The 20694-nt window shown below is 67.5% G+C and carries 18 protein-coding genes; 13 read left to right on the top strand and 5 right to left on the bottom strand.

Annotation, left to right across the window (positions count from 1 at the left end):
- Positions 1-9 precede the first annotated feature (9 nt).
- The 5 genes from AC4PTB_RS16075 (at position 10) to AC4PTB_RS16055 (ending at position 5507) form a co-directional block, all read left to right on the top strand.
- Positions 10-975 carry an NAD(P)H-binding protein gene (locus AC4PTB_RS16075; protein WP_492190871.1) on the top strand — a complete coding sequence of 322 codons (966 nt, stop codon included), beginning with the start codon at positions 10-12 and terminating at the stop codon, positions 973-975.
- Positions 976-1062: 87 nt separating this feature from the next.
- Complete coding sequence (gene msrB / locus AC4PTB_RS16070; RefSeq protein WP_492190870.1) at positions 1063-1533, top strand: peptide-methionine (R)-S-oxide reductase MsrB; 471 nt, start codon at positions 1063-1065, stop codon at positions 1531-1533.
- 3 nt (positions 1534-1536) lie between these two features.
- On the top strand, positions 1537-3324 hold the full coding sequence (locus AC4PTB_RS16065; RefSeq protein WP_492190869.1) for a cytochrome c biogenesis protein DipZ: 1788 nt from the start codon (positions 1537-1539) through the stop codon (positions 3322-3324).
- 10 nt (positions 3325-3334) lie between these two features.
- Complete coding sequence (msrA, locus tag AC4PTB_RS16060; protein WP_492190868.1) at positions 3335-4003, top strand: peptide-methionine (S)-S-oxide reductase MsrA; 669 nt, start codon at positions 3335-3337, stop codon at positions 4001-4003.
- A gap of 85 nt (positions 4004-4088) precedes the next feature.
- Entirely contained in the window at positions 4089-5507 is a 1419-nt protein-coding gene (locus AC4PTB_RS16055; RefSeq protein ID WP_492190867.1) for a cytochrome P450, read from the top strand.
- A gap of 6 nt (positions 5508-5513) precedes the next feature.
- Here the strand turns inward: AC4PTB_RS16055 and AC4PTB_RS16050 are convergent, their stop codons facing one another.
- On the bottom strand, positions 5514-6269 hold the full coding sequence (locus AC4PTB_RS16050; protein WP_492190866.1) for a Crp/Fnr family transcriptional regulator: 756 nt from the start codon (positions 6267-6269) through the stop codon (positions 5514-5516).
- A 232-nt stretch (positions 6270-6501) separates the two neighbouring features.
- Between AC4PTB_RS16050 and AC4PTB_RS16045 the strand changes: the two genes are divergently transcribed.
- Positions 6502-7902, top strand: coding sequence for a cytochrome P450 (locus AC4PTB_RS16045; protein WP_492190865.1), 1401 nt, complete (start codon positions 6502-6504; stop codon positions 7900-7902).
- Positions 7903-7914: 12 nt separating this feature from the next.
- Here the strand turns inward: AC4PTB_RS16045 and cydC are convergent, their stop codons facing one another.
- Together cydC and AC4PTB_RS16035 are read right to left on the bottom strand one after the other, a co-directional pair.
- A complete protein-coding gene (cydC, locus tag AC4PTB_RS16040) occupies positions 7915-9576 on the bottom strand; it encodes a thiol reductant ABC exporter subunit CydC (protein ID WP_492190864.1) in 1662 nt (553 codons plus the stop codon).
- On the bottom strand, positions 9573-11267 hold the full coding sequence (locus AC4PTB_RS16035; protein WP_492190863.1) for an ABC transporter ATP-binding protein/permease: 1695 nt from the start codon (positions 11265-11267) through the stop codon (positions 9573-9575). The genes cydC and AC4PTB_RS16035 overlap by 4 nt, the downstream gene beginning before the upstream one ends.
- A 158-nt stretch (positions 11268-11425) precedes the next feature.
- Between AC4PTB_RS16035 and AC4PTB_RS16030 the strand changes: the two genes are divergently transcribed.
- The 6 genes from AC4PTB_RS16030 (at position 11426) to AC4PTB_RS16005 (ending at position 16095) form a co-directional block, all read left to right on the top strand.
- A complete protein-coding gene (locus AC4PTB_RS16030) occupies positions 11426-12130 on the top strand; it encodes an energy-coupling factor ABC transporter ATP-binding protein (protein ID WP_492190862.1) in 705 nt (234 codons plus the stop codon).
- Positions 12124-12756, top strand: a complete 633-nt coding sequence (locus AC4PTB_RS16025; RefSeq protein WP_492190861.1) for an energy-coupling factor transporter transmembrane component T family protein — start codon at positions 12124-12126, stop codon at positions 12754-12756. Before AC4PTB_RS16030 ends, AC4PTB_RS16025 begins: the two co-directional genes overlap by 7 nt.
- Positions 12746-13318: a biotin transporter BioY gene (locus AC4PTB_RS16020; protein WP_492190860.1), complete on the top strand. Its 573-nt coding sequence runs from the start codon at positions 12746-12748 to the stop codon at positions 13316-13318. The genes AC4PTB_RS16025 and AC4PTB_RS16020 overlap by 11 nt, the downstream gene beginning before the upstream one ends.
- 195 nt (positions 13319-13513) lie before the next feature.
- Positions 13514-14311, top strand: a complete 798-nt coding sequence (locus AC4PTB_RS16015) for a UDP-2,3-diacylglucosamine diphosphatase (RefSeq protein WP_492190859.1) — start codon at positions 13514-13516, stop codon at positions 14309-14311.
- Complete coding sequence (locus AC4PTB_RS16010) at positions 14308-15420, top strand: ceramide glucosyltransferase (protein ID WP_492190858.1); 1113 nt, start codon at positions 14308-14310, stop codon at positions 15418-15420. The genes AC4PTB_RS16015 and AC4PTB_RS16010 overlap by 4 nt, the downstream gene beginning before the upstream one ends.
- Before the next feature lie 3 nt (positions 15421-15423).
- A complete protein-coding gene (locus AC4PTB_RS16005) occupies positions 15424-16095 on the top strand; it encodes a glycosyltransferase family 2 protein (protein ID WP_492190857.1) in 672 nt (223 codons plus the stop codon).
- 434 nt (positions 16096-16529) lie between these two features.
- On the opposite strand, the gene ccrA is transcribed toward AC4PTB_RS16005, so the two are convergent.
- Positions 16530-17822, bottom strand: coding sequence for a crotonyl-CoA carboxylase/reductase (gene ccrA / locus AC4PTB_RS16000; RefSeq protein ID WP_492190856.1), 1293 nt, complete (start codon positions 17820-17822; stop codon positions 16530-16532).
- A gap of 177 nt (positions 17823-17999) precedes the next feature.
- A complete protein-coding gene (locus tag AC4PTB_RS15995) occupies positions 18000-18314 on the bottom strand; it encodes a hypothetical protein (RefSeq protein ID WP_492190855.1) in 315 nt (104 codons plus the stop codon).
- A 227-nt stretch (positions 18315-18541) separates the two neighbouring features.
- Between AC4PTB_RS15995 and AC4PTB_RS15990 the strand changes: the two genes are divergently transcribed.
- Positions 18542-20515: a protein meaA gene (locus AC4PTB_RS15990; RefSeq protein WP_492190854.1), complete on the top strand. Its 1974-nt coding sequence runs from the start codon at positions 18542-18544 to the stop codon at positions 20513-20515.
- Positions 20516-20694 lie beyond the last annotated feature (179 nt).

Genomic DNA, 20694 nt, shown 5'->3' with positions numbered 1-20694 from the left:
GGCCTTGCGATGAACGATCTGAAATTCCGGGTGCTTTTGCTGGGCGGCACCGGCACCATCGGCCGGGCGACGGCCGCGGCTTTGCTGGCGGCAGGGCATGGCGTCTGGGCGCTGGTGCGTCCGGGCACCGATCCGGCGAAGCTGCCCGGCTGCACGCTGATCGAGGCCGACGTGAGCCATCCCGACACCGTGGCGCGGGTGCTGAAAGATCATCCCTGCGCCGCCATCGTCTCCTGCCTCGCCTCGCGCACCGGCCTGCCCGCCGACGCCTGGGCGATCGATGACCGCGCCCATGCCCATGCGCTAGAAGCGGCGATGGAGGCGCGGGTGCGCAAATTCGTGCTGCTCTCGGCGATCTGCGTGCAAAAACCCTATCTTGAATTCCAGAAGGCGAAACTGGCCTTCGAGGCGCAGCTGCGCGGCTCGCCGCTCGAATGGTCGATCGTGCGGCCGACGGCGTTCTTCAAATCGCTCTCGGGGCAGATCCCGCGGGTGCAGGCGGGCAAGCCGTTTCTGGTCTTCGGCGATGGCCGGATCACCGCCTGCAAGCCGATTTCCGATGCCGATCTGGGGCGGTTCATCACCTCCTGCCTGAGCGACCCCGAGAAGATCCGCAAGGTGCTGCCGATCGGCGGCCCGGGCCCCGCGATCACGCCGCTTGATCAGGCGGCGATGCTGGAGCGGCTGACCGGCAAGCCGGTGAAGATCCGGCATGTGACGCCGAAGCTGATGGATGCGATTGTCGGCGTGCTGACCGTTTTCGGGAAATTTTCTCCGAAACTGGCCGCCAAGGCGGAGCTGGCCCGGATCGGGCGGTATTATGCCACCGAATCGATGCTGCTGTGGAACCCAGCCAAGGGCTGCTATGATGCTGATGCGACGCCGGAATATGGCACCGAGCGGTTCGAGGATTACGTCGCCGCGATGCTGCGCGGCGAGATTGCCGATGACCGCGGCGATCACGCGATCTTTTAACGCTCTCACGAAAGCGTTGACCGCGGCCGCGTGACAGTGGCCGTTAGCGCCCTAACTGATGCTTCGGATCAAGCTGCGGAGGAGCGCATGAACCGGAGACATCTTTTGCTGTCGGTGGGGCTGGCCGCTGTTGGCCTGGCCACCCAGAAGGCCGCCGCCGAAACCTTCGAGGTCGTTCACAGCGACGAGGAGTGGCGCAAGCTCTTGTCGCCCGAGGCCTATTCGGTGCTGCGCCGGGAGGGCACGGAATATCCCTACACCAGCCCGCTGGAGCAGGAACACCGCAAGGGCAGCTTCGCCTGTGCGGGCTGCGGGCAGGGGCTGTTTTCGTCCGAGACGAAATTCGACAGCGGCACCGGCTGGCCCAGTTTCTATCAGCCGATCCGCCCCGAGGTCGTGGGCACCCGCATTGACGGCGCGTTGATGATGACCCGGACCGAGGTGCATTGCGCCCGTTGCGGCGGCCATCTGGGCCATGTCTTCGAGGACGGCCCGCCGCCGACCGGGTTGCGCTATTGCATGAACGGCGTCGCGATGACCTTCACCCCGGAGACCTGAACGATGACCCTTGCCCTTCTGGCCTGGCTGGGCGGGGTGCTGACGATCCTGTCGCCCTGCATCCTGCCGGTTTTGCCCTTCGTCTTTGCCCGTGCGGGAAAACCTTTCTTGACGAATGGTTTGCCGATGCTGGCCGGGATGGCGCTGGCCTTTGCCGCGGTGGCAAGCCTTGCCGCCGTGGGCGGTGGCTGGGCGGTGGCGGCGAATGGCTGGGGGCGGGGGATCGCGCTGCTTCTTCTGGGCCTGTTCGGGCTGATGCTGCTTTTCCCCGCGCTGTCCGAGCGGCTGACCCGGCCCTTGGTCGCGCTGGGCAACCGCGCTGCGGGGCCGGGCGAGGGGGTGCTGGGCTCGGCGGTTTTGGGCGTGGCCACAGGCCTTTTGTGGGCGCCCTGCGCCGGGCCGATCCTTGGCCTGATCCTGACCGGGGCGGCGCTGAACGGGGCAAGCGTCGCGACGACGGGGCTTTTGTTCGCCTATGCTTTGGGAGCGGCGTCGGCCCTGGCGGTGGCGCTGCTGGCCGGGGGGCGGGTCTTCGCGCTGATGAAGCGCAGCCTGGGCCTTGGCGCGGGGCTGCGCCGCGGCCTTGGCGCGCTGGTTCTGGCGGCTGTCGCGGCGATTGCTTTGGGGCTCGATACCGGGCTTTTGACGCGGCTGTCGACCGCCTCGACGAACCGGCTGGAAGCGGCGCTGCTGAGCCGTTTCGGCCCCGAGGGCAGCACGGTGATGCAGGCCGCCCCGGCGATGACCGGCCCGGCAATGACGGGCGGCCCCGCGATGACCGGGGGGCCTGCGATGATGGCAGGCCCGGCAATGGTGGCCAAGGGCCAGCCCGAGGCCCTGCCGGTCGAGGGGCAGATGCCTGATCTGACCGGCGCGGTGCAATGGCTGAACTCGCCGCCGCTGACTGCGGCCCAATTGCGCGGCAAGGTCGTGCTGATCGATTTCTGGACCTATTCCTGCATCAATTGCCTGCGCGCGCTGCCGCATGTGCAGGCCTGGGATGCCGCCTATCGCGACAAGGGGCTGGTGGTGATCGGCGTGCATGCGCCGGAATTCGCCTTTGAAAAGACCCCGGCCAATGTCGAAAAGGCGGTCCGCGATCTGGGCATCACTTACCCGGTGGCGCTGGATAACGATTACGCGCTGTGGCGGGCGTTTTCGAACCGCTACTGGCCCGCGCATTACTTCATCGATGCCAAGGGCCAGATCCGGCACCACCATTTCGGCGAGGGCGGCTATGCGCAGTCCGAACAGGTGATCCGCGCCCTTCTGGCCGAGGCCGGGGCACCCCCCGAAACGACGGCGCAGGTGCAGGCCGCGGGCGTTTCCGCCCCCGCCGACATGGGCGACGTGCTCTCACCCGAAACCTATCTGGGCCATGAGCGCGCCAGCGGGAACCTGAATGCCGAGGGGTTGATCGCCGATCAGCCGCACCGCTACACCGCGCCCGATCTGCGGCTGAACGAATGGGCGCTGGCGGGGGACTGGACCGTGGGCGCCGAGGCCGTGCGGCTGAATGCCCCCGGCGGGAGCGTGACGATGCGCTTTCACGCCCGCGACCTGCATCTGGTTCTGGCCCCCGGGGCCGCGCCGGTTCCCTTTACCGTGACGATCGATGGCCAGCCCCCCGGCGCCGATGCCGGGCTTGATGTCGATGCCGCGGGCCGGGGCATCGTCACCGAGGACCGGCTCTATCAGCTTTACCGCGCCAAGGGGCCGGTCACCGACCACCTCTTTGAAATCCGCTTCGACGCCCCCGGCGTTCAGGCCTTCGCCTTCACCTTCGGATAAAGGATCGCCCATGCGCCGCCTTGTTCTTGCCCTTGCGCTTGCCCTCGCCACCCCCGCGTTTGCCGGGGAATTCCGGGTGATCCCGCCGCCCGCGCTGGATGCGGCGACGACGACCGGCCCGGAAACCGCGATCTTCGCGGGCGGCTGTTTCTGGGGCGTGCAGGGGGTGTTTCAGCATCTTGAGGGCGTGATCAGCGCCACCTCGGGCTATGCCGGGGGCGATGGCGCCAGCGCCCGCTATGATCTGGTCTCGACCGGGCAGACCGGCCATGCCGAAGCCGTGCAGGTGGTCTTCGACCCGAAGCAGATCAGCTATGGCGCGCTTTTGCATGTGTTCTTTTCCGTCGCGCATGATCCGACACAGCTCAATCGTCAGGGCCCCGATGTCGGGCCGCAATATCGCTCGGCGCTGTTTCCGGTGACCGAGGATCAGGCAAGGATCGCGAAAGCCTATATCGACCAGCTGGGCCGCGCCCGGGTCTTTGACGCCGCCATCGTTACCCAGCTGGACCCCGGCGCCGCCTTTTACCCGGCCGAGGCCTATCACCAGAACTTCCTGACGCTGAACCCCGACCACCCCTATATCGTCCAGGTGGACAGGCCGAAGATCGCGGCGCTGGAGCGGATGTTCCCCGCCGATTGGCGGGCCGAGCCGGTGCTGCTGCCCGCCGCGGAGTGAGAACGCCCTCGGAACTTGACGATCATCACCAAGCCTGCGCCTGCTTCGTGCCACAAGAGCCCGAAAAAGGTGAAGGTGAAACCCGATGAAAGACGCAGCCGCAGACCGCGCCGCCCCGGCCCCGCAATGCCCCTTTGCGGGCCGCCGCCCGGTCAAGCCCGCGCCCCGGCCCGAGCGTGTCGGCCCCCGCGATTTCTTCCGCCTGATACGGCAGGACATTCTGGCCGTGCAACCGGCCCGGATGTTCCGCGCCTGGATGGCGGAATTCCATTCGCCCTTCTTCACCTCGTTCCTGTGCAACGACCCCGATCTGGTCGATCTGATTCTGACCCGCCGCGCCGGGGATTTCCCGAAATCCTTGCGGCTTTTCGAGGGGCTGACGCCGCTTCTGGGCCATTCGATCTTCATCACCAACGGGCCGGAATGGGAACGCCAGCGCCGGATCATCGACCCGGCCTTTGACGGGGGCCGCACCCGCGACGTGCTGCCCGCGATGTGGGATGCCGCGCTCTCGGGCGTCGAGCGGCTGAAACCGCTCGCCGATGGCCGCCCGATCGATGTCGAGGGGCAGGCCAGCCATATCGCGCTGGATGTGATCTTCCGCACGCTGTTTTCGATCCCGGTCGAGAATGCGACGGCCAATGCCGTCTTCGATGCCTTCCGCGCGCATCAGGCCTCGCGGCCGATGGTGAACACGGGCACCTTGTTCAGCCTGCCGCGCTGGCTGCCGCGGCTGCGCTTTGGCGCGACGGCGAAGACGGCCAAGCAGATCCGGGGCTTCATTTCGTCGCTGGTCGAGGCGCGGGCGGCCGAGATCGCGGCGGGCACCGCGCCTGACGATCTGGCGACGCGGATCATGACCACCCCCGATCCCGAGGATGGCAAGTGCTTCAGCCCGGGCGAGATGGTCGATCAGGTCGGCATCTTCCTTTTGGCCGGGCATGAAACCGGGGCGGCGGCGCTGGCCTGGTCGCTTTACCTGATGGCGCTTTACCCGGAATGGCAGGACCGTCTGGCCGAGGAAGCCGAGGCGGTGATCGACATCGAAAAGATCTATGCCTCCTCGGTGCCGCGGCTGAAGCTCGCCCGCGCGGTGTTCCGGGAATCGATGCGGCTTTACCCGCCGGTGCCGATGTATCTGCGCGAGACGGTGCAGGAGGAAACCTTCCGCGGTCGCAAGGTGCCGAAAGGCGCGCTGGTCGTGGTCAGCCCCTGGCATTTGCACCGGCACGAACGGATCTGGAAGGACCCGGACGATTTCGACCCCACCCGCTGGGACACGCCCGAGGGGCGGGAAAGCTCGCGTCTGGCCTATGTGCCCTTCTCGGCCGGGCCGCGGGTCTGCCCCGGGGCGGGCTTCGCCATGGCCGAGGGGCCGCTGTTGCTCGCCATGATGCTGAAGCATTTCCGCGTCGCGCTGGTGCCCGGGCGCGAGCCGATGCCGGTGGCGCAACTGACCGTGCGTGGCCGCGACGGGATCTGGCTGGCGCTGACCCCGCGCTGAGCGATCTCAGCGCAGCCGTTGCACCAGCAGCCGGACCTCTTCGCGTTCGGCGTCAGAGCATTGCGCCATCAGATCGCCCGGAACCCGCATCAGCACCTCGCGGCCGGAAAAGCGGAACACCCCGTCTTCCTCCAGCCGCTTGATCAGCCGCGACATCGTTTCCCGCTGCACCCCGATCAGATCGGCCAGATCCGAGCGCGTCATCGGCAGCTGCATCCGCATCTCGGCGCCGATGCGCGCGCCATGCCGCGTCATCAGCCAGCCCAGCAGCTGTTCCAGCCGGTCCTTGTTCGAGGTGGTGGCGGCGGCAATGATCCGGGCATGGCTGCGGTCGATTTCCGCCACCGCGCGCACCATCAGCCGCTCCATGATCGCGGGATTGTTGCGCAAAAGCTTTTCGGCACTGCCGCGCGCCACGGTGCAGACCCGCGCGGGCATCAGCGCCCGGGCCTCGGTCTGGTGCTCGCCATGGCTGAGGAAGGAGCGGAAGCCGACGATCTCGCCCGGATAGGCCAGCCGCATCAGCGTCGAGGAGCCATCAGGGTTGTGGCTGCGCAGCGCGATCAGCCCCTTCGAGACGCAAAACACGCCGCGGTTGCGGCTGCCCTGTTCGAACAGCACCTCGCCCGCGGCGACATCGCGGCGGGAAAAGCCGCAGGCCAGCACCGAGACGCCGCCAAGGCCCACCGGGTTCCACAGGCTCTTTTCGTAAAAGAGGCACTTCCCGCAGGGATGCGCCGGGGGATCGAGGGCGTCAAGCATGACGAACGGCCTTTGCGGCGGAATGGGCTCGCGCGACTTTACGCGTCTTTCCCGGCGCGGGCGAGTGCGACCCAAGGTAACACGGGGCGGACAAGGGCAATTTCCTGTGATAGCCGTCACTGACAAGGCCGAAACCCCTCTCGATACCCGACCGATGGCCCTGCAAGCCCCCCAGCCGACCTTCCCATGCCGCCCCCCCAATGTCGAACCCCAGCCGAACCGGAGTGTGCCGATGACCGATGAAACAGCCCCCGCGCCGCAAGCGGTGGCTTTGCCGCCGAAACCGCAAGCGCGCAGGGGCAAGGTCTCGCTTCTGGAATATCTGCGGCTGTTTCAGCGCGACATTCTTTCGGCCCAGCCCGCGCATCTCTACCGGGCCTGGATGGCCGAGATGAAGACACCCTTCTTCCGGTCCTTCCTGTGCAACGAGCCGGATCTGGTGCATCGGGTTCTGCGCGGCTCGCCGCATGATTTCCCGAAATCCGAGCGCATCCGCTTTGGTCTCAAGCCGCTGCTGCGCGACAGCGTCTTCATCACCAACGGCGCGTTGTGGGAACATCAGCGCCGCATCATCGACCCGGCCTTCGAGGGCGGTCGGCTGCGCGAGGTCTTCCCGGCGATGTGGGACAGCGGCGTCGCGGCGGTCGAAAGGCTGCGGGCGAAAGCCGATGGGCAACCGCTGGAGATCGAGGCGGAAACCAGCCATGTGGCGATGGATGTGATCTTTCGCACGATGTTCTCGATGCCGATCGAGCATCAGATCGCGCAGGCGGCCTTCGAGGGGTTTCGCGCCCATCAGGCGGCGCATCCGGTGGCCAATCTGGCGGCGATCCTGCCCCTGCCGAAATGGGTCCCCGCGATCCATTCGAAACAGACGCGCGACACCGCCCGGGCAATCCGGGCGCTGATCGGCCAGCTGGCGCGGATGCGGGCGGGCGAGATCGAGAACGGCACCGCGCCCGATGATCTGGCGACGAAGATCATGACGACGCCCGACCCGGAAACCGGCCGGGTCTTCGAGACCGAGGAGATGGTCGATCAGGTGGCGATCTTCTTTCTGGCCGGGCACGAGACCTCGGCCGCGGCGCTGGCCTGGTCGCTTTATCTGCTCGCCACCCATCCCGACTGGCAGGAGAAACTGGCCGCCGAGGCGACCGAGGTGCTGGGCGATGACATCCCGGTGTTTTCCATCGTCAACCGGCTGAAACTGTCGCGCGCGGTGTTCCGCGAGGCGATGCGGCTGTACCCGCCGGTGCCGATGTTCGTGCGCGAGGCCGCCTGCCCGATGACCTTCCGCGGGCGGAAGGTCAAAAAGGGCGCGCAGATCATCATCTCCCCCTGGCACCTGCACCGGCATGAACGGATCTGGGACAATCCCGACGCTTTCGATCCCGGCCGCTGGGAGACCGAGAACGGCAAGGCCGGGCTGCGCGATGCCTATGTGCCGTTTTCCGAGGGACCGCGGGTCTGCCCCGGCGCGGCCTTTGCCATGGCCGAAGGGCCGCTGATCCTGTCGATGTTCCTGCGCGCCTTCCGGTTTGAGCCGGTCCCGGGCGCGGTGCCGATGCCGGTCGCGCATCTGACGGTGCGCTCCGATGCCGGGATCAGGCTGAAACTGACCCCCCGCAGCTGAGCGGGGGACAGGTCATTCGGCCAGATGCAGCACCCGGTCAGCCAGATCGGCATCGGGGCTGCGGTGGCTGACGAAGACGATCCCGGTTTCGGGCAAAAGCTTGCGGATGCCCTGCAGCGTCGCCTTGGCCGTCGGCGCATCCAGCCCCTCGGTCGGTTCGTCAAGAAGCAGCACCTTGGGGCGGCGCAACAGCGCCCGGGCCAGCGCCAGCCGCTTCGCCTGACCGCCCGAAAGCCCCGATCCATGCGGGCCAAGCTGGGTTTCCAGCCCCTCGCGCGCCTGCAACGGCCCGGCCAGATCGACGGCTTCGAGCACCTGCCACAGCTGGGCCTCATCGACCGGCTGCCCCTCGGGCAGGGCCAGCGCCAGGTTCTCTGCCACGGTTCCCGCCATCAGCGCCGAGCGTTGCGGCACCAGCGTCAGCCAGGAGCGCAGGAGCTCCTCGGACCAATCCGTAAGCGGCACGCCCGAAAGCAGGATCTGCCCCGAAACCGGCGCCGTCAGCCCGGCCAGCGTGGCCAGCAGCGTCGATTTGCCGACCCCCGAAGGGCCGGTGATCAGCAGCGTCTCGCCGCGGATCAGCTCAAAACTGACCGGCCCGAAACTGTCTCGCTGCGCGCCCTGGCGGCGGTGGCGCAGATCGGTCACGTGCAGTAGCGGTTTTTCCGGCAGGGGCAGCGGCACCACCTGCGGATCGGGGCGCGGCGGCGTGTCGGTCAGGCGCAGAACCCGTTCGGCCGCGCCCTGCATCCGGCCCCATTCCGCCAGGCCCCGGCGCAGCGCGCCCAGACTTTCGGCCAGCGCCAGCGCGACGAAAAACCCGATCGCGGCGCGGGCGGGCGAAATCAGCCCGGCCTCGGCGGCACTGCCACCCAGATAAAGCGCGGCGGCGGCGGCCGTGCCCACCGTCAGCGCCAGCGCCGAGGAGGATTGCCGCTCGATGTCATCAAGCCGGTTGCGCGCGGTCTGTTCGGCCGCCACGGTTTGCAACGCCACCCCGGTCAGCCGGTCAAGCGCCCCCGCCACCGCCAGATCGGCGCGGTTGCGCATCAGATCAAGCCCCGCGGCGCGCAGCCCCTGCAGCCCGGCCTCGGCCTCGGCGGCGGGGCGATGCGCGATGCGGGCGGTGACCACCAGAACCAGCGTGCCGCCGAGCGCATAGATCAGCGCCACGGCCAGCGCGGCAGCGGGGGTGACCAGAAACCAGATCGCCAGCGTGCCCGCCGCCAGCCCCGCCACGGCGGCACAAAGCGGCAGCACAAGGCGCAGCATCAGCCCGTCCAGCGCGTCGATATCCGAGGTGATGCGGTTGAGCGCCTCGGCCCCGCGCAGGCGCGATTGCACCTCATGCGGCAGCCGGGTGATCCCGGCGTAAACCGCGCTGCGCATCCCCGCCAGCGCCCGAAGCGTGGCGTCATGCGTCAGAAGGCGTTCGCCATAGCGCGCCATCGCCCGGCCCAGCGCCAGAAACCGCACCCCGGCCGAGGGGCGGAAGAAATCGAAACCGACCACCCCGGCGATGCCCGCGGCGGCGGCGGCGGTGACGAACCAGCCCGACAGGCCCAGAAGGGCGACGCCCATCACCAACACCGTCACCATCAGCGCAAGGCCGCGCAGAAACGCGGTGCGTTCGGCTTCGGACAGGCGACGTGCCAGACGGAAAAGCGCGATCATGTCCGGTCCTCCGCATCATGGTGCAGCGTGATGACGCGATCCATCGCGGCGATCACCGCGGGATCATGGCTGGCGATCAAGAGCGCCGCGCCACCCTCGCGCAGCGCCATCAGCCCGGCCAGAACCGCCCGGGCGGTTTCGGCATCCAGATCGGCTGTGGGCTCGTCAGCCAGGATCAGATGCGCCTGGGCGTGGTGGGCGCGCGCCAGCATCAGCCGCCGCGCCTCGCCACCCGAGACGCCGCCGCCGATATCGCCCAAGGGCGTCGCCAGACCCTCGGGCAGGGCGGCGATGATTTCCTCGGCATGGGCGGCCCGCAGCGCCGCCGAAAGATCGCCCGGACGACCAAGCGTGATCGCCTCGGAGAGCGGCGCGGCGATGAATTGCGGCGCCTGCGGCAGCCAGCCCATCCCCGCCCGGATCGCATCGGCGCTGTCTTCGGCCAGAACCGTCTCGCCCCAGCGGATTTCGCCCGCATCGGGACGGATCAGCCCGGCCAGCGCCGCGATCAGCGTCGATTTCCCCGCCCCCGAGGGGCCGGAAATCGCCACGGCCTCTCCGGGCGCCACATGGCCGTCGGGCAGCGCGATCGGCGCCGCCCCCGGCCCGGGCCGCAGCGCCAGACCCCGCCAGGACAGGGCCGCAGGCGGCAGCGCCTTGGCCGCGGCGCCCGTGCCCATGATCTGGCCTTCCTCGGACAGCATCGCCTTGGCGGCCTTGAGCTCGCCCGCGACGGCAAAGGCCGAAGCCCGGTCATGCCAGGCCGCGGCCAGATCGCGCATCGGCTGGAACATGTTCGGCGCCAGCATCAGAAGGAAAATCCCCCCGGCCGGATGCAGCGGCGTGCCCCAGGAGCCCCAGGTGATTTCCCCCAGCAGGTTGAAGCCGACGTGAACCGCGACCAGCGCGACGCCGAGCGCGGAAAAAAGCTCGAGCACGGTCGAGGACAGGAAGGCCACCGTCAGCACCTTCATCGTCCGCGCCCGCAGGATATGGAACACGATCGACAATTCGCGCCCCGCCCGGTCTTCGGCGCCCAGCAGCCGCAGATCGGCGCTGGCGGCGATGCGGTCGGCAAGCGTGCCGTTCAGCGTGCCCAGATGCGCCATCTGCCGCTCGGAGGCCTGCTGTGCCGCCATGCCGATCAGCGCCATGAAGACCGGGATCAGCGGCCCGGCGATCAGGAAGATCACCGCCACGACCCAGGAGAGCGGCGCCACCAGCGCCAGAAACACGATCGGCACGATGCGCGAGCGGGTCATCGCCGGGGTGAAGCGCGAGACATAGGGGCCAAGCAGCGCCAGTTTCTCGCCCGCAAGGCTGGCCAGCTGCGCCGGGGCAAGGCCGGTCGCCCGGGCGTCCAGCCGCGCCGCCTCGGTCAGCAGCCGGGCGCGTTCGGCCGCCACCAGCGTCGTCGCGGCGCGGTTGGCGCGGGCCTGCGCCGCCGCATCCAGCCCTGCCCGCAGCAGCATCACGAAGACGAAGCCAAGCGCCGCCTGCGGCACGCTCAGGCTGGCGGGCGGGGCGACAAGCCCCCCCAAAGCCAGCGCGACCAGCGCCGCCTGCGCCGCCCAGAGCACTTCGGAAAGCGAGGCCAGCATCCCGGCCGAACGCAGCTGCTTCGATACCGGGGCGGTCAGGCGGGCCAGTTCGGCCTTGGCGTCAGCGGGGGAAAGACAGGTTTCGGTCATCGAGCCTTCGGTCTTGGGCCTTTGCACGGCGATGGGGCAGGATCGGCGACATGATTCCGCCCACCACGGCCAGCCTTATCACCCCCGCCGCGCAATCGCCACCGCTTCGCGGTTGACCTTGCACAGCCAAGCGGGCAAGCCAGCAGCCGGAGGCGATGATGCAGGCAATCGATATCGAGCGGGTGACATTCGAGCGCGAGGGCGCGACGATCTTTGACCGTTTTTCCCTGCGCCTGACCGAGCGGCGCATCGGCATCGTCGGGCGCAATGGCGCGGGCAAATCCTCGCTGATCCGGCTGATCACCGGGCTGGTGGCGCCGCAAAAGGGCCGGGTGGTGGTGAATGGCGTCGATGTGGCCGCCGACCGCGCCGGGGCGCTGGGCACGGTGGGGCTGTTGTTCCAGAACCCCGATCATCAGATCATCTTTCCGGTGGTGCGCGACGAGATCGCCTTTGGGCTTGAGCAGAAGGGGCTGAAACGCGCCGCGGCGCTGGCCCGGGCCGAGGCCGTTCTGGCGGCGCAGGGGCGCCCTGACTGGGGCGACCGGCTGTGCCATACGCTGTCGCAGGGGCAGCGCCAGCTTTTGTGCCTGATGGCGGTTCTGGCGATGGAGCCGGACTGGATCCTGTTCGACGAGCCGTTCAACGCGCTGGACCTGCCCACCGCGCTGTCGATCGAGGCGCGGATCGCGGCTCTGGCGCAGAATGTCGTGCTGGTGACGCATGATCCGTCGCGGCTGAGCGGGTTCGACCGTGTCCTGTGGCTGGAGGCGGGCCGGATCGAGGCCGACGGCCCGCCCGCCGAGGTGCTGCCGCGCTACATCGCGGCGATGCAGGCGCTGGCGCGCGAGGGCGCATGCTGAGCCTGGCGCTGCCCTATCGGACCTGGGCGCATCGGCTGCCCGCGGCGCTGAAATTCGGCCTGCTTGCCGTGGCGATGATCGCTCTGATGCGGATCGGCAGTCTGGCGGGGCAGGGGGCGGCGGTGCTGGTCGTGGCCGCCCTGACTGTCAGCCTTGGCCGCCGGGCGGTCCGGCAAAGCCTGGTGACGTTGCGTCCGCTGGTCTGGATCGTGGCGGTGATCCTGCTCTGGGATACGGCGCAGGGGCGCTTTCAGCTGGGGGTGGTGTTCGGCCTGCGGGTGCTGGCGATGGTCGGTCTGGCCAATCTCGTCACCCTGACGACGCCGCTGCCCGAGATCGTGGCGCTGATCGAATGGCTGGCGCAACCGCTTGCGCGGCTTGGGATTTCCCCGCGCGTGCCAGCGATTTCGGTGGCTTTGGTGATCCGCTTCGTGCCGGTCCTGCGCGCCCGTCACGACACTTTGGCCGAGGCCTGGCGGGCCCGTTCCGCCCGCAAGCCACGGGGGAAACTCCTTGCGCCATTGACGTTTTCGCTGCTTGACGATGCGGATCATATGGCCGATGCCTTGCGCGCACGCGGTGGATTGGCCCTGCCGCGCAAAGGGAGAGACACCGTTGGAACGTAACGTGACCCTGATCGGGCTTTTCGCTGCGCTGATCGTCGCGCTTGGCTTCGTGCCCGCGATTCCGCTGGGCTTTGGCGTGCCGATCACGCTGCAATCGCTGGGCGTGATGCTGGCGGGGGCGGTGCTGGGCAGCTGGCGTGGCGCGCTCGCCGTGCTTCTGGTGCAGGCGCTGGTGGCGATCGGCTTGCCGGTGCTGGCGGGCGGTCGTGGCGGCCTTGGCATCTTCGTCGGTCCCACCGCGGGCTTCCTGATCGGCTGGCTTCCCGCCGCCTTCGTCACCGGCCTGATCGTCGAGCGCCTGCGCCGCGTTCCGGTCGGCCTTGCCGCCGGGATCGGCGCGACGCTGGGCGGCATCGTCGTCATGTATGCGCTGGGCATCCTTGGCTTCTGGCTGGTGAAGAACGCCGGGCTGAAGCCCGAGGACGCGCCGATGAGCCTTTGGGCCGCGACCGCGATCATGGCGCCTTTCATCCCGGGCGATCTGGTCAAGGTGGTGGTGACGGGCCTGGTCGCGCGCACCATCGCGCAATACCGCCCCTCGGCGCTGCTTGCCCGCGGCTGAGTCCGAAGCTTAGCCCGAAGCTGGCCGAAACCCGCCCGAAGCCGCCGCGCTTCGGGCTTTTCAGCTGATTCGTCCGCCGCTGCGACAGCTTGTCGCCGCATTGCAGCGAAGCGTCATGAAATCTTCGTGAAGATGCAACGGAAGCGTCGTTCCCGCTTGTTGATAGTGAAAACGCATCGACAACGGGGAATGATCATGTTCGACGCTTCCGCTACCCGTCTGCGCCGCCGTTACCGCAGCCTGTTCCTGTCCGATCTGCATCTGGGGGCGCGGGGCTGCCGCGCCGCCGAGATCCTCGATTTCCTGAGCAGCGTCGAGGCCGAGACGATCTATCTTGTGGGCGACATCCTCGATGTCTGGCACCCCGGTCGGGTGCATTGGGGCGGGTTGCAGGATGCGATCTGGACCGAGCTTGGCCGCCGCGCCGACACCGGCACCCGCGTCGTCTATCTGCCCGGCAACCACGATGCGCCGCTGCGCGAGATCGCCACCGGCCGCTTTGACCGCTTCGAGCTGACCGACAGCCTGACCCATGTCGCCGCCGATGGCACCCGCTATCTGGTGCTGCACGGCGATCAGGTCGATGCGCGGATCTTCCGCTTTCATGTCATGACCCGGATCGGCTCGCGGCTGGATGCCGCGCTGCGTGCGGTCGATCACGCCTTGCGCGGGCTGCGGCCCTCGGCCAAGCGCGGGATGTTCGAATGGGCGATCTGCGGGGTCAATGCGCTGATGATGGTCGGCAACGGCTTTGAAAAGCGTCTGGCCGCGATGGCGATGGCGACCGGGCACGACGGGGTGATCTGCGGTCATTTCCACAAGGCGGCGCTGCGGCAAAGCGGCGCGATCACCTATGCCAATTGCGGCGATTGGGTCGACAGCCGGACCGCGCTGGTTGAAACCTTCGAGGGCGCTCTCCAACTTGTGGAATGGCGTGCCGAGGTCGAAGCCGCCCCGGCCCGCCAGGGTCTGATGGAGGAAGTGGACGCATGATCGCCGAAACACTGGCCGGGTTCACCGGCCTTGCCGCTGCCCTGCATGTCTCTTCGGCTGCCCTGACCGCCTGGCGCTATCGCGGGCCTGCGCCGACCCTTCTGCCAGCCAACCCGCCGCTGGTGACGCTGCTGCGTCCGGTCTGCGGGCTTGACACCCATGATGCGGAAACGCTGCGCTCCTCCTTTGAACTCAGCTATCCGAACCTTGAAATCATCTTTTGCGCCGCGGTCGAGGAGGACCCGGCAGTGCCGCTTCTGCGCGCGCTGATCGCCGAGTACCCGCAGGCGCGGGCGCAGCTCTTGATTGGCGAGGACCGGATCACCGGCAACCCGAAGCTGAACAACCTGCAAAAGGGCTGGATCGCGTCGCGGGGCGAGATCGTCGCGATGGCGGATTCGAACCTGCTGTTGCCGCGCGACTATATCGAGCAGATCCTCGCCACTTTCCGCCCCGATACCGGGCTGGTCACCTCGCCCCCCGTGGGTATCCGCGCCGAGGGCTTCTGGGCGGCGCTGGAATGCGCCTTCCTGGACGGGTTTCAGGACCGCTGGCAGCTGGCGTCGGACAGTCTGGGCAACGGCTTCGCGCAGGGCAAGACGCTGGCCTGGCGGCGCGACGTGCTGGAAAAGGCGGGCGGTCTGGTGGCGCTGGGCCGCGATCTGGCCGAGGATGTCGCCTCGACCAAGGCGGTGCGGGCGCAGGGGCTGAAGGTGCGGCTGACGCGGCAGGCCTTTACCCAGCCGATCGGCAGGCGCAGCTTTGTCGCGGTCTGGAAGCGGCAGCTGCGCTGGGCGCGGGTGCGGCGCGACGGCTTTCCGGCGCTGTTTGCCGCCGAAATCCTGCTTGGCCCCTTCGTGCCGCTTGTCGCGCTGATCCCGATGCTGGGCCTGTGGACAGCGGCGGTGGCGCTGCCCTTCCTCGCGCTCTGGTATGGCGTCGAGGTGGCGATGAACCGCGTCGCGGGCTGGCCGGCGCGGCGGATCGACATGGCCGCGATGGTGCTGCGCGATCTTTTGCTCGCCCCGCTCTGGGTTGCCACCTGGCGGTCGCGCGGGTTTGAATGGCGCGGCACCGCGCTGGCGCCCGGTCAGGAGGCGAAGGCGTAAGCGATGGGCGTTTCCTGCATCATCCCCGCCTATAACGAGGCCCCGCGCATCGCCGCCGTGCTGCAAACCGTGATCGGTCATCCGCTGATCGACGAGGTGATCGTGGTCGATGACGGTTCAAGCGATGGCACCGCCGCGGTGGCGGCGCAGGTGCCCGGCATCCGGCTGATCCGGCAAAGCCCGAATCGCGGCAAGAGCTGGGCGGTCTCGGTCGGCATCGAGGCCGCGCGTCACGAGCTGATCCTGCTTCTGGACAGCGATCTTCTGGGACTGGCGCCCGAGGCGATCGCCGCGCTGATCGCGCCGGTGCAGGCGGGGCGGGCCGATGTGGCGATCTCGCTGCGCGGCAATGCGCCCTGGCTGTGGCGGAGGATCGGGCTGGATTACATCTCGGGCGAGCGGGTGTTGCGCCGGGCGCTGATCGGCGAGCCGCAGGCGCTGCGGGCGCTGCCGCGCTTCGGGCTGGAAATGCATCTCAACCGCCGTCTGATCGCGGCGCGGGCGCGGCTGGCCGTCGTGCGCTGGCCCGAGGTGGCAAGCCCGTGGAAAGGCACCAAACGCGGCCGTCTGGCCGGGGTCCGGGCCGATATCCGCATGCTGGCTGACATGTTCCGCACCGTGCCGCTGCATCGGGCGCTGGGGCAGATCGTGGCGATGCGGGGACTTGCCGCCTGATCGCGCGGCGGGCGGTCCTTGCCGAAAACCAGTGCCGCAGTGCGCCCGGCCGAGGCGTCGTTTTCCAAAAGCACCGGGCAGGGCATGTCCTGCGCGCCAGCTTGGCGCGGATGTCGCGGTCGCGCCAGAAGTTCATCGTCTCCGGTGACAGGTCAAGACTGCCCGCCCAATCCCGGAGCTGGAACGGAAGGCCGATGCCTGGACCATGCGGAGGTTTGTGCAACTCCCTGGACCGCGGTTCGGGTCGTCGTGCCGCATCCCCCGCGCGCCGCGTCCCTGACCATCCGGTGCACGATTGCCCCTCGCTTCGCCCCAGAGTGACGCAGAGGAAAGCGCCGGTCAGGGAAACAGCGAAACTAGAGTGATTGAACGCATGGAAGATATGCAAAACCCGCGCCACGGGGCGCGGGTTTCACGGGCGTTTCGGAGGAAACTCAGGCTTTCGGACCGGCTTCGAGCGCATCCTCAAACGTGCGCAGCCCGGTGGTTGGGGCCTGCACCAGCACCGCCATGTTGCCCGGCTTGTGCTGGTTGCGCATCATTTTCGTGTGCGCCTTCGGGATTTCCGTCCAGGGGAAGACCTCGGACATGCAGGGGTCGAGCCGCCGCTCCAGCATCAGCCGGTTCGCCGAGGCCGCCTGTTTCAGATGCGCGAAGTGGCTGCCCTGCAGACGCTTCTGGTGCATCCACATGTAGCGCACGTCAAAGGTGCAGTTGAAGCCCGAGGTGCCGGCGCAGATCACCACCATGCCGCCCTTTTTGCACACCAGCGAGCTGACCGGGAAGGTCGCTTCGCCCGGATGCTCGAACACCATGTCGACGTTCACGCCCTTGCCGGTGATGTCCCAGATCGCCTTGCCGAACTTGCGCGCCTCTTTCAGCCAGTCGTTGTATTCGGGGCTGTTCACCTTGGGCAGCTGGCCCCAGCACTTGAAATCCTTGCGGTTGATCACGCCCTTGGCGCCCAGACCCATGACAAACTCGCGCTTGTCCTCGTCCGAGATCACGCCGATCGCATTGCCGCCCGCCGCGTTGATCAGCTGGATCGCATAGCTGCCAAGCCCGCCCGAGGCGCCCCAGACCAGCACGTTCTGACCCGGCTGCAGGTCATGCGGCGGATGGCCGAACAGCATCCGGTAGGCGGTGGCAAGCGTCAGCGTGTAGCAGGCCGATTCCTCCCAGGTCAGATGCTGCGGACGCCGCATCAGCTGCTGCGCCTGCACCCGGGTGAACTGGGCGAAACTGCCGTCATGGGTTTCGTAACCCCAGATCCGCTGGCTGGGCGAGAACATCGGATCGCCGCCGTTGCATTCCTCGTCGTCGCCGTCGTCCTGGTTGCAGTGGATCACCACCTCGTCGCCGACTTTCCAGCCCTTGACCTTGGAGCCGACCTTCCAGACGATCCCCGAGGCATCCGAGCCCGCGATGTGATAGGGCTGCTTGTGGCCGTCAAAGGGCGAGATCGGCACGCCAAGCCCCGCCCAGACGCCGTTGTAGTTCACCCCCGCGGCCATCACCAGCACCAGCACCTCGTGGCTGTCGATCTCCCAGGTCGGCACCACCTCGACCTGAAACGACTGCTCGGGCTCGCCGTGACGCTCGCGGCGGATCGCCCAGGCGTACATGTTCTTGGGCACATAGCCGAGGGGCGGCATCTCGCCGATTTCGTAAAGGTCCTTCTCGGGCGCCTCATAAGGCGCGATGCCGGTGTTCTGATCGAGGGCCATCAGCGTCTCCTGTTTTCGCCGCGGTGCAGAATCAGCGCGGGGTCCGAGGAGTAAATAAACTTCGCTGCGCAACAATGCAATTGGTGACGTTAGGTTTTTGTAATTTTATGACCGAGCGAATGCAGCATTTCCGCGACAGGCGGCCGCAAACAGGGCGCGGCCGCCAAGCCACCGGGCTCAGTTGTAGGTGAAGGTGGCGACTTCGCAGACATTGACGTTCTGGCGCACCAGCTCGTCGCCGTCTTCGAAAACCGCCTTGAAGTCGAACTTGCAATAGCCCGACTCGTCGTTGAAATTGATGTCGACCGAAGATCCCGAGGGCAAAACGTCATTGCCGAGGATATCTTCCTCCCAATTGTCCGAGCCGGTGTTCGAACCGTAGAATTTCACCATGGTGAACCCGGTGTTGTTCACGATCGTCACATGACGGTTCAGCGCCCAACCCGGCGAGGCAATCGACTCCACGACAGCCGCAAAAGCCAGCGCAGTCACAAATCTTTTATGCAACATGTTCGTCCCCCTGTGTGGATGGCGTCGCGCGCCATCGCGGTAAGGATGACAGAAACGTGATCTGCGGCAAGCGCCGTGTTGCAAGGCCGCGCAGATTTCCTATCCGCATCTTGCCGCACTGCGGCGAATTGACAGGGACACATTCTTTCGCCTATCAGGTCTTTCAAAGCAACATTCTTGCGAAACCAGAATCGACGCCGGAGGCCGCCATGACCGAGACGATGAAGCCCAAGAAGGATCACCCCTGGCTGTTCCGCACCTATGCGGGTCACTCGACGGCGGCGAAATCGAACGCGCTTTATCGCACCAACCTGGCGAAGGGGCAGACGGGTCTGTCGGTCGCTTTCGACCTGCCGACGCAGACAGGTTATGACAGCGACCACGTTCTGGCGCGCGGCGAGGTGGGCAAGGTCGGCGTGCCGCTCTGCCATCTGGGCGACATGCGCACGCTGTTCGACCAGATCCCGCTCGAGCAGATGAACACCTCGATGACGATCAACGCGCCCGCGCCGTGGCTCTTGTCGCTCTATATCGCCGTGGCCGAGGAACAGGGCGCCGATATCCGCAAGCTGCAGGGCACGGTGCAGAACGATCTGGTCAAGGAATATCTGTCGCGCGGCACCTATATCTGCCCGCCGAAACCGTCCCTGACGATGATCACCGATGTCGCGGCCTATACGGCGCAACATCTGCCGAAATGGAACCCGATGAACGTCTGTTCCTATCACCTGCAGGAAGCGGGCGCGACGCCGGAGCAGGAGCTGGCCTTTGCGCTGGCCACCGGGATTGCGGTGCTCGATGACCTCAAGGGCAAGGTTCCGGCCGCCGATTTCCCGGCGATGGTGGGGCGGATCTCCTTCTTCGTGAATGCGGGCATCCGCTTCGTCACCGAGATGTGCAAGATGCGCGCCTTCACCGAGCTGTGGGACGAAATCTGCCGCGAGCGTTACGGCATCGAGGAGGAGAAATACCGCCGTTTCCGCTATGGCGTGCAGGTGAACAGCCTGGGCCTGACCGAGCAGCAGCCGGAAAACAACGTCTACCGCATCCTGATCGAGATGCTGGCGGTGACGCTTTCCAAGAACGCCCGGGCGCGGGCGGTGCAGCTTCCGGCCTGGAACGAGGCGCTGGGCCTGCCGCGGCCCTGGGATCAGCAATGGTCGCTGCGCATGCAGCAGATCATGGCCTATGAGACCGACCTGCTGGAATATGGCGATCTGTTCGACGGCAACCCGGTGGTGACGGCCAAGGTCGAAAGCCTGAAGGCGGGGGCGCGGCAGGAGCTGGAGACGCTCGACGCGATGGGCGGGGCGATTGCGGCGATCGATTACATGAAGGCGCGTCTGGTCGACAGCAACGCCGCCCGCGTCGGCAGTATCGAGACCGGCGAGACCACGATCGTCGGGGTGAACCGCTGGACCGAGGCCGAGCCCTCGCCGCTGGTGGGGTCGGATGGCGGCATCATGACCGTCGATCCGGCGGTGGAGGCCGATCAGATCGCCCGGCTGCAGGCCTGGCGGGCGTCGCGCGATGCGGTGGCTGTGGCGGTGGCGCTGGAGCAACTCCGCGCCGATGCGGCGGCGGGCAAGAACATCATGCCGGCCTCGATCGCGGCGGCGAAGGCGGGCGCGACGACCGGCGAATGGGCGGGGGTGATGCGCGCCGTGCATGGCGAATATCGCGGGCCGACCGGGGTCTCGCGCAGCCCGTCGAACCGGACCGAGGGGCTGGAAGACATCCGCGCCGCGGTCGATGCGGTGTCGTCGAAACTGGGGCGGCGGCTGAAATTCCTGGTTGGCAAGCCGGGGCTTGACGGGCATAGCAACGGCGCCGAGCAGATCGCCTTCCGTGCCCGCGATTGCGGCATGGACATCACCTACGAGGGCATCCGCCTGACGCCTGAGCAGATCGTGACCCAGGCCGCAGCCGAAGAGGTGCATGTGATCGGCCTGTCGATCCTCTCGGGGTCGCATCTGCCGCTGATTTCCGAGGTGATGGAACGGCTGCGCGCGGTGGGGCTTGACCATATCCCGGTCTGCGTCGGCGGCATCATCCCCGAGGAAGACGCGGTGAAGCTCAAGCAGATGGGCGTGGCCCGGGTCTACACGCCGAAGGATTTCGAACTGAACCGGATCATGATGGATATCGTCGCGCTGGCCACGCCAGAGACGGTCGCGGCGTGAACCGTGGCGGCGGGGGCTCTGCCCCCCAGGGCTGCCACGGGCAGCCCGTTCGACGGGGCAAGCGTCCACTGGACGCTTGCTCGATCCCGTCTCACCCCGGGATATTTGGGGCAAGATAAAAGCAAAGCCCCTTTATCTTGCCGCAAATATCCCCGCCGGAGGCTCCCTCGGTCAATGAT

The sequence above is a fragment of the Rhodobacter sp. 4.3.4 genome (assembly GCF_058724655.1).
This window is presented reverse-complemented; position numbering and strand designations above follow the sequence as displayed.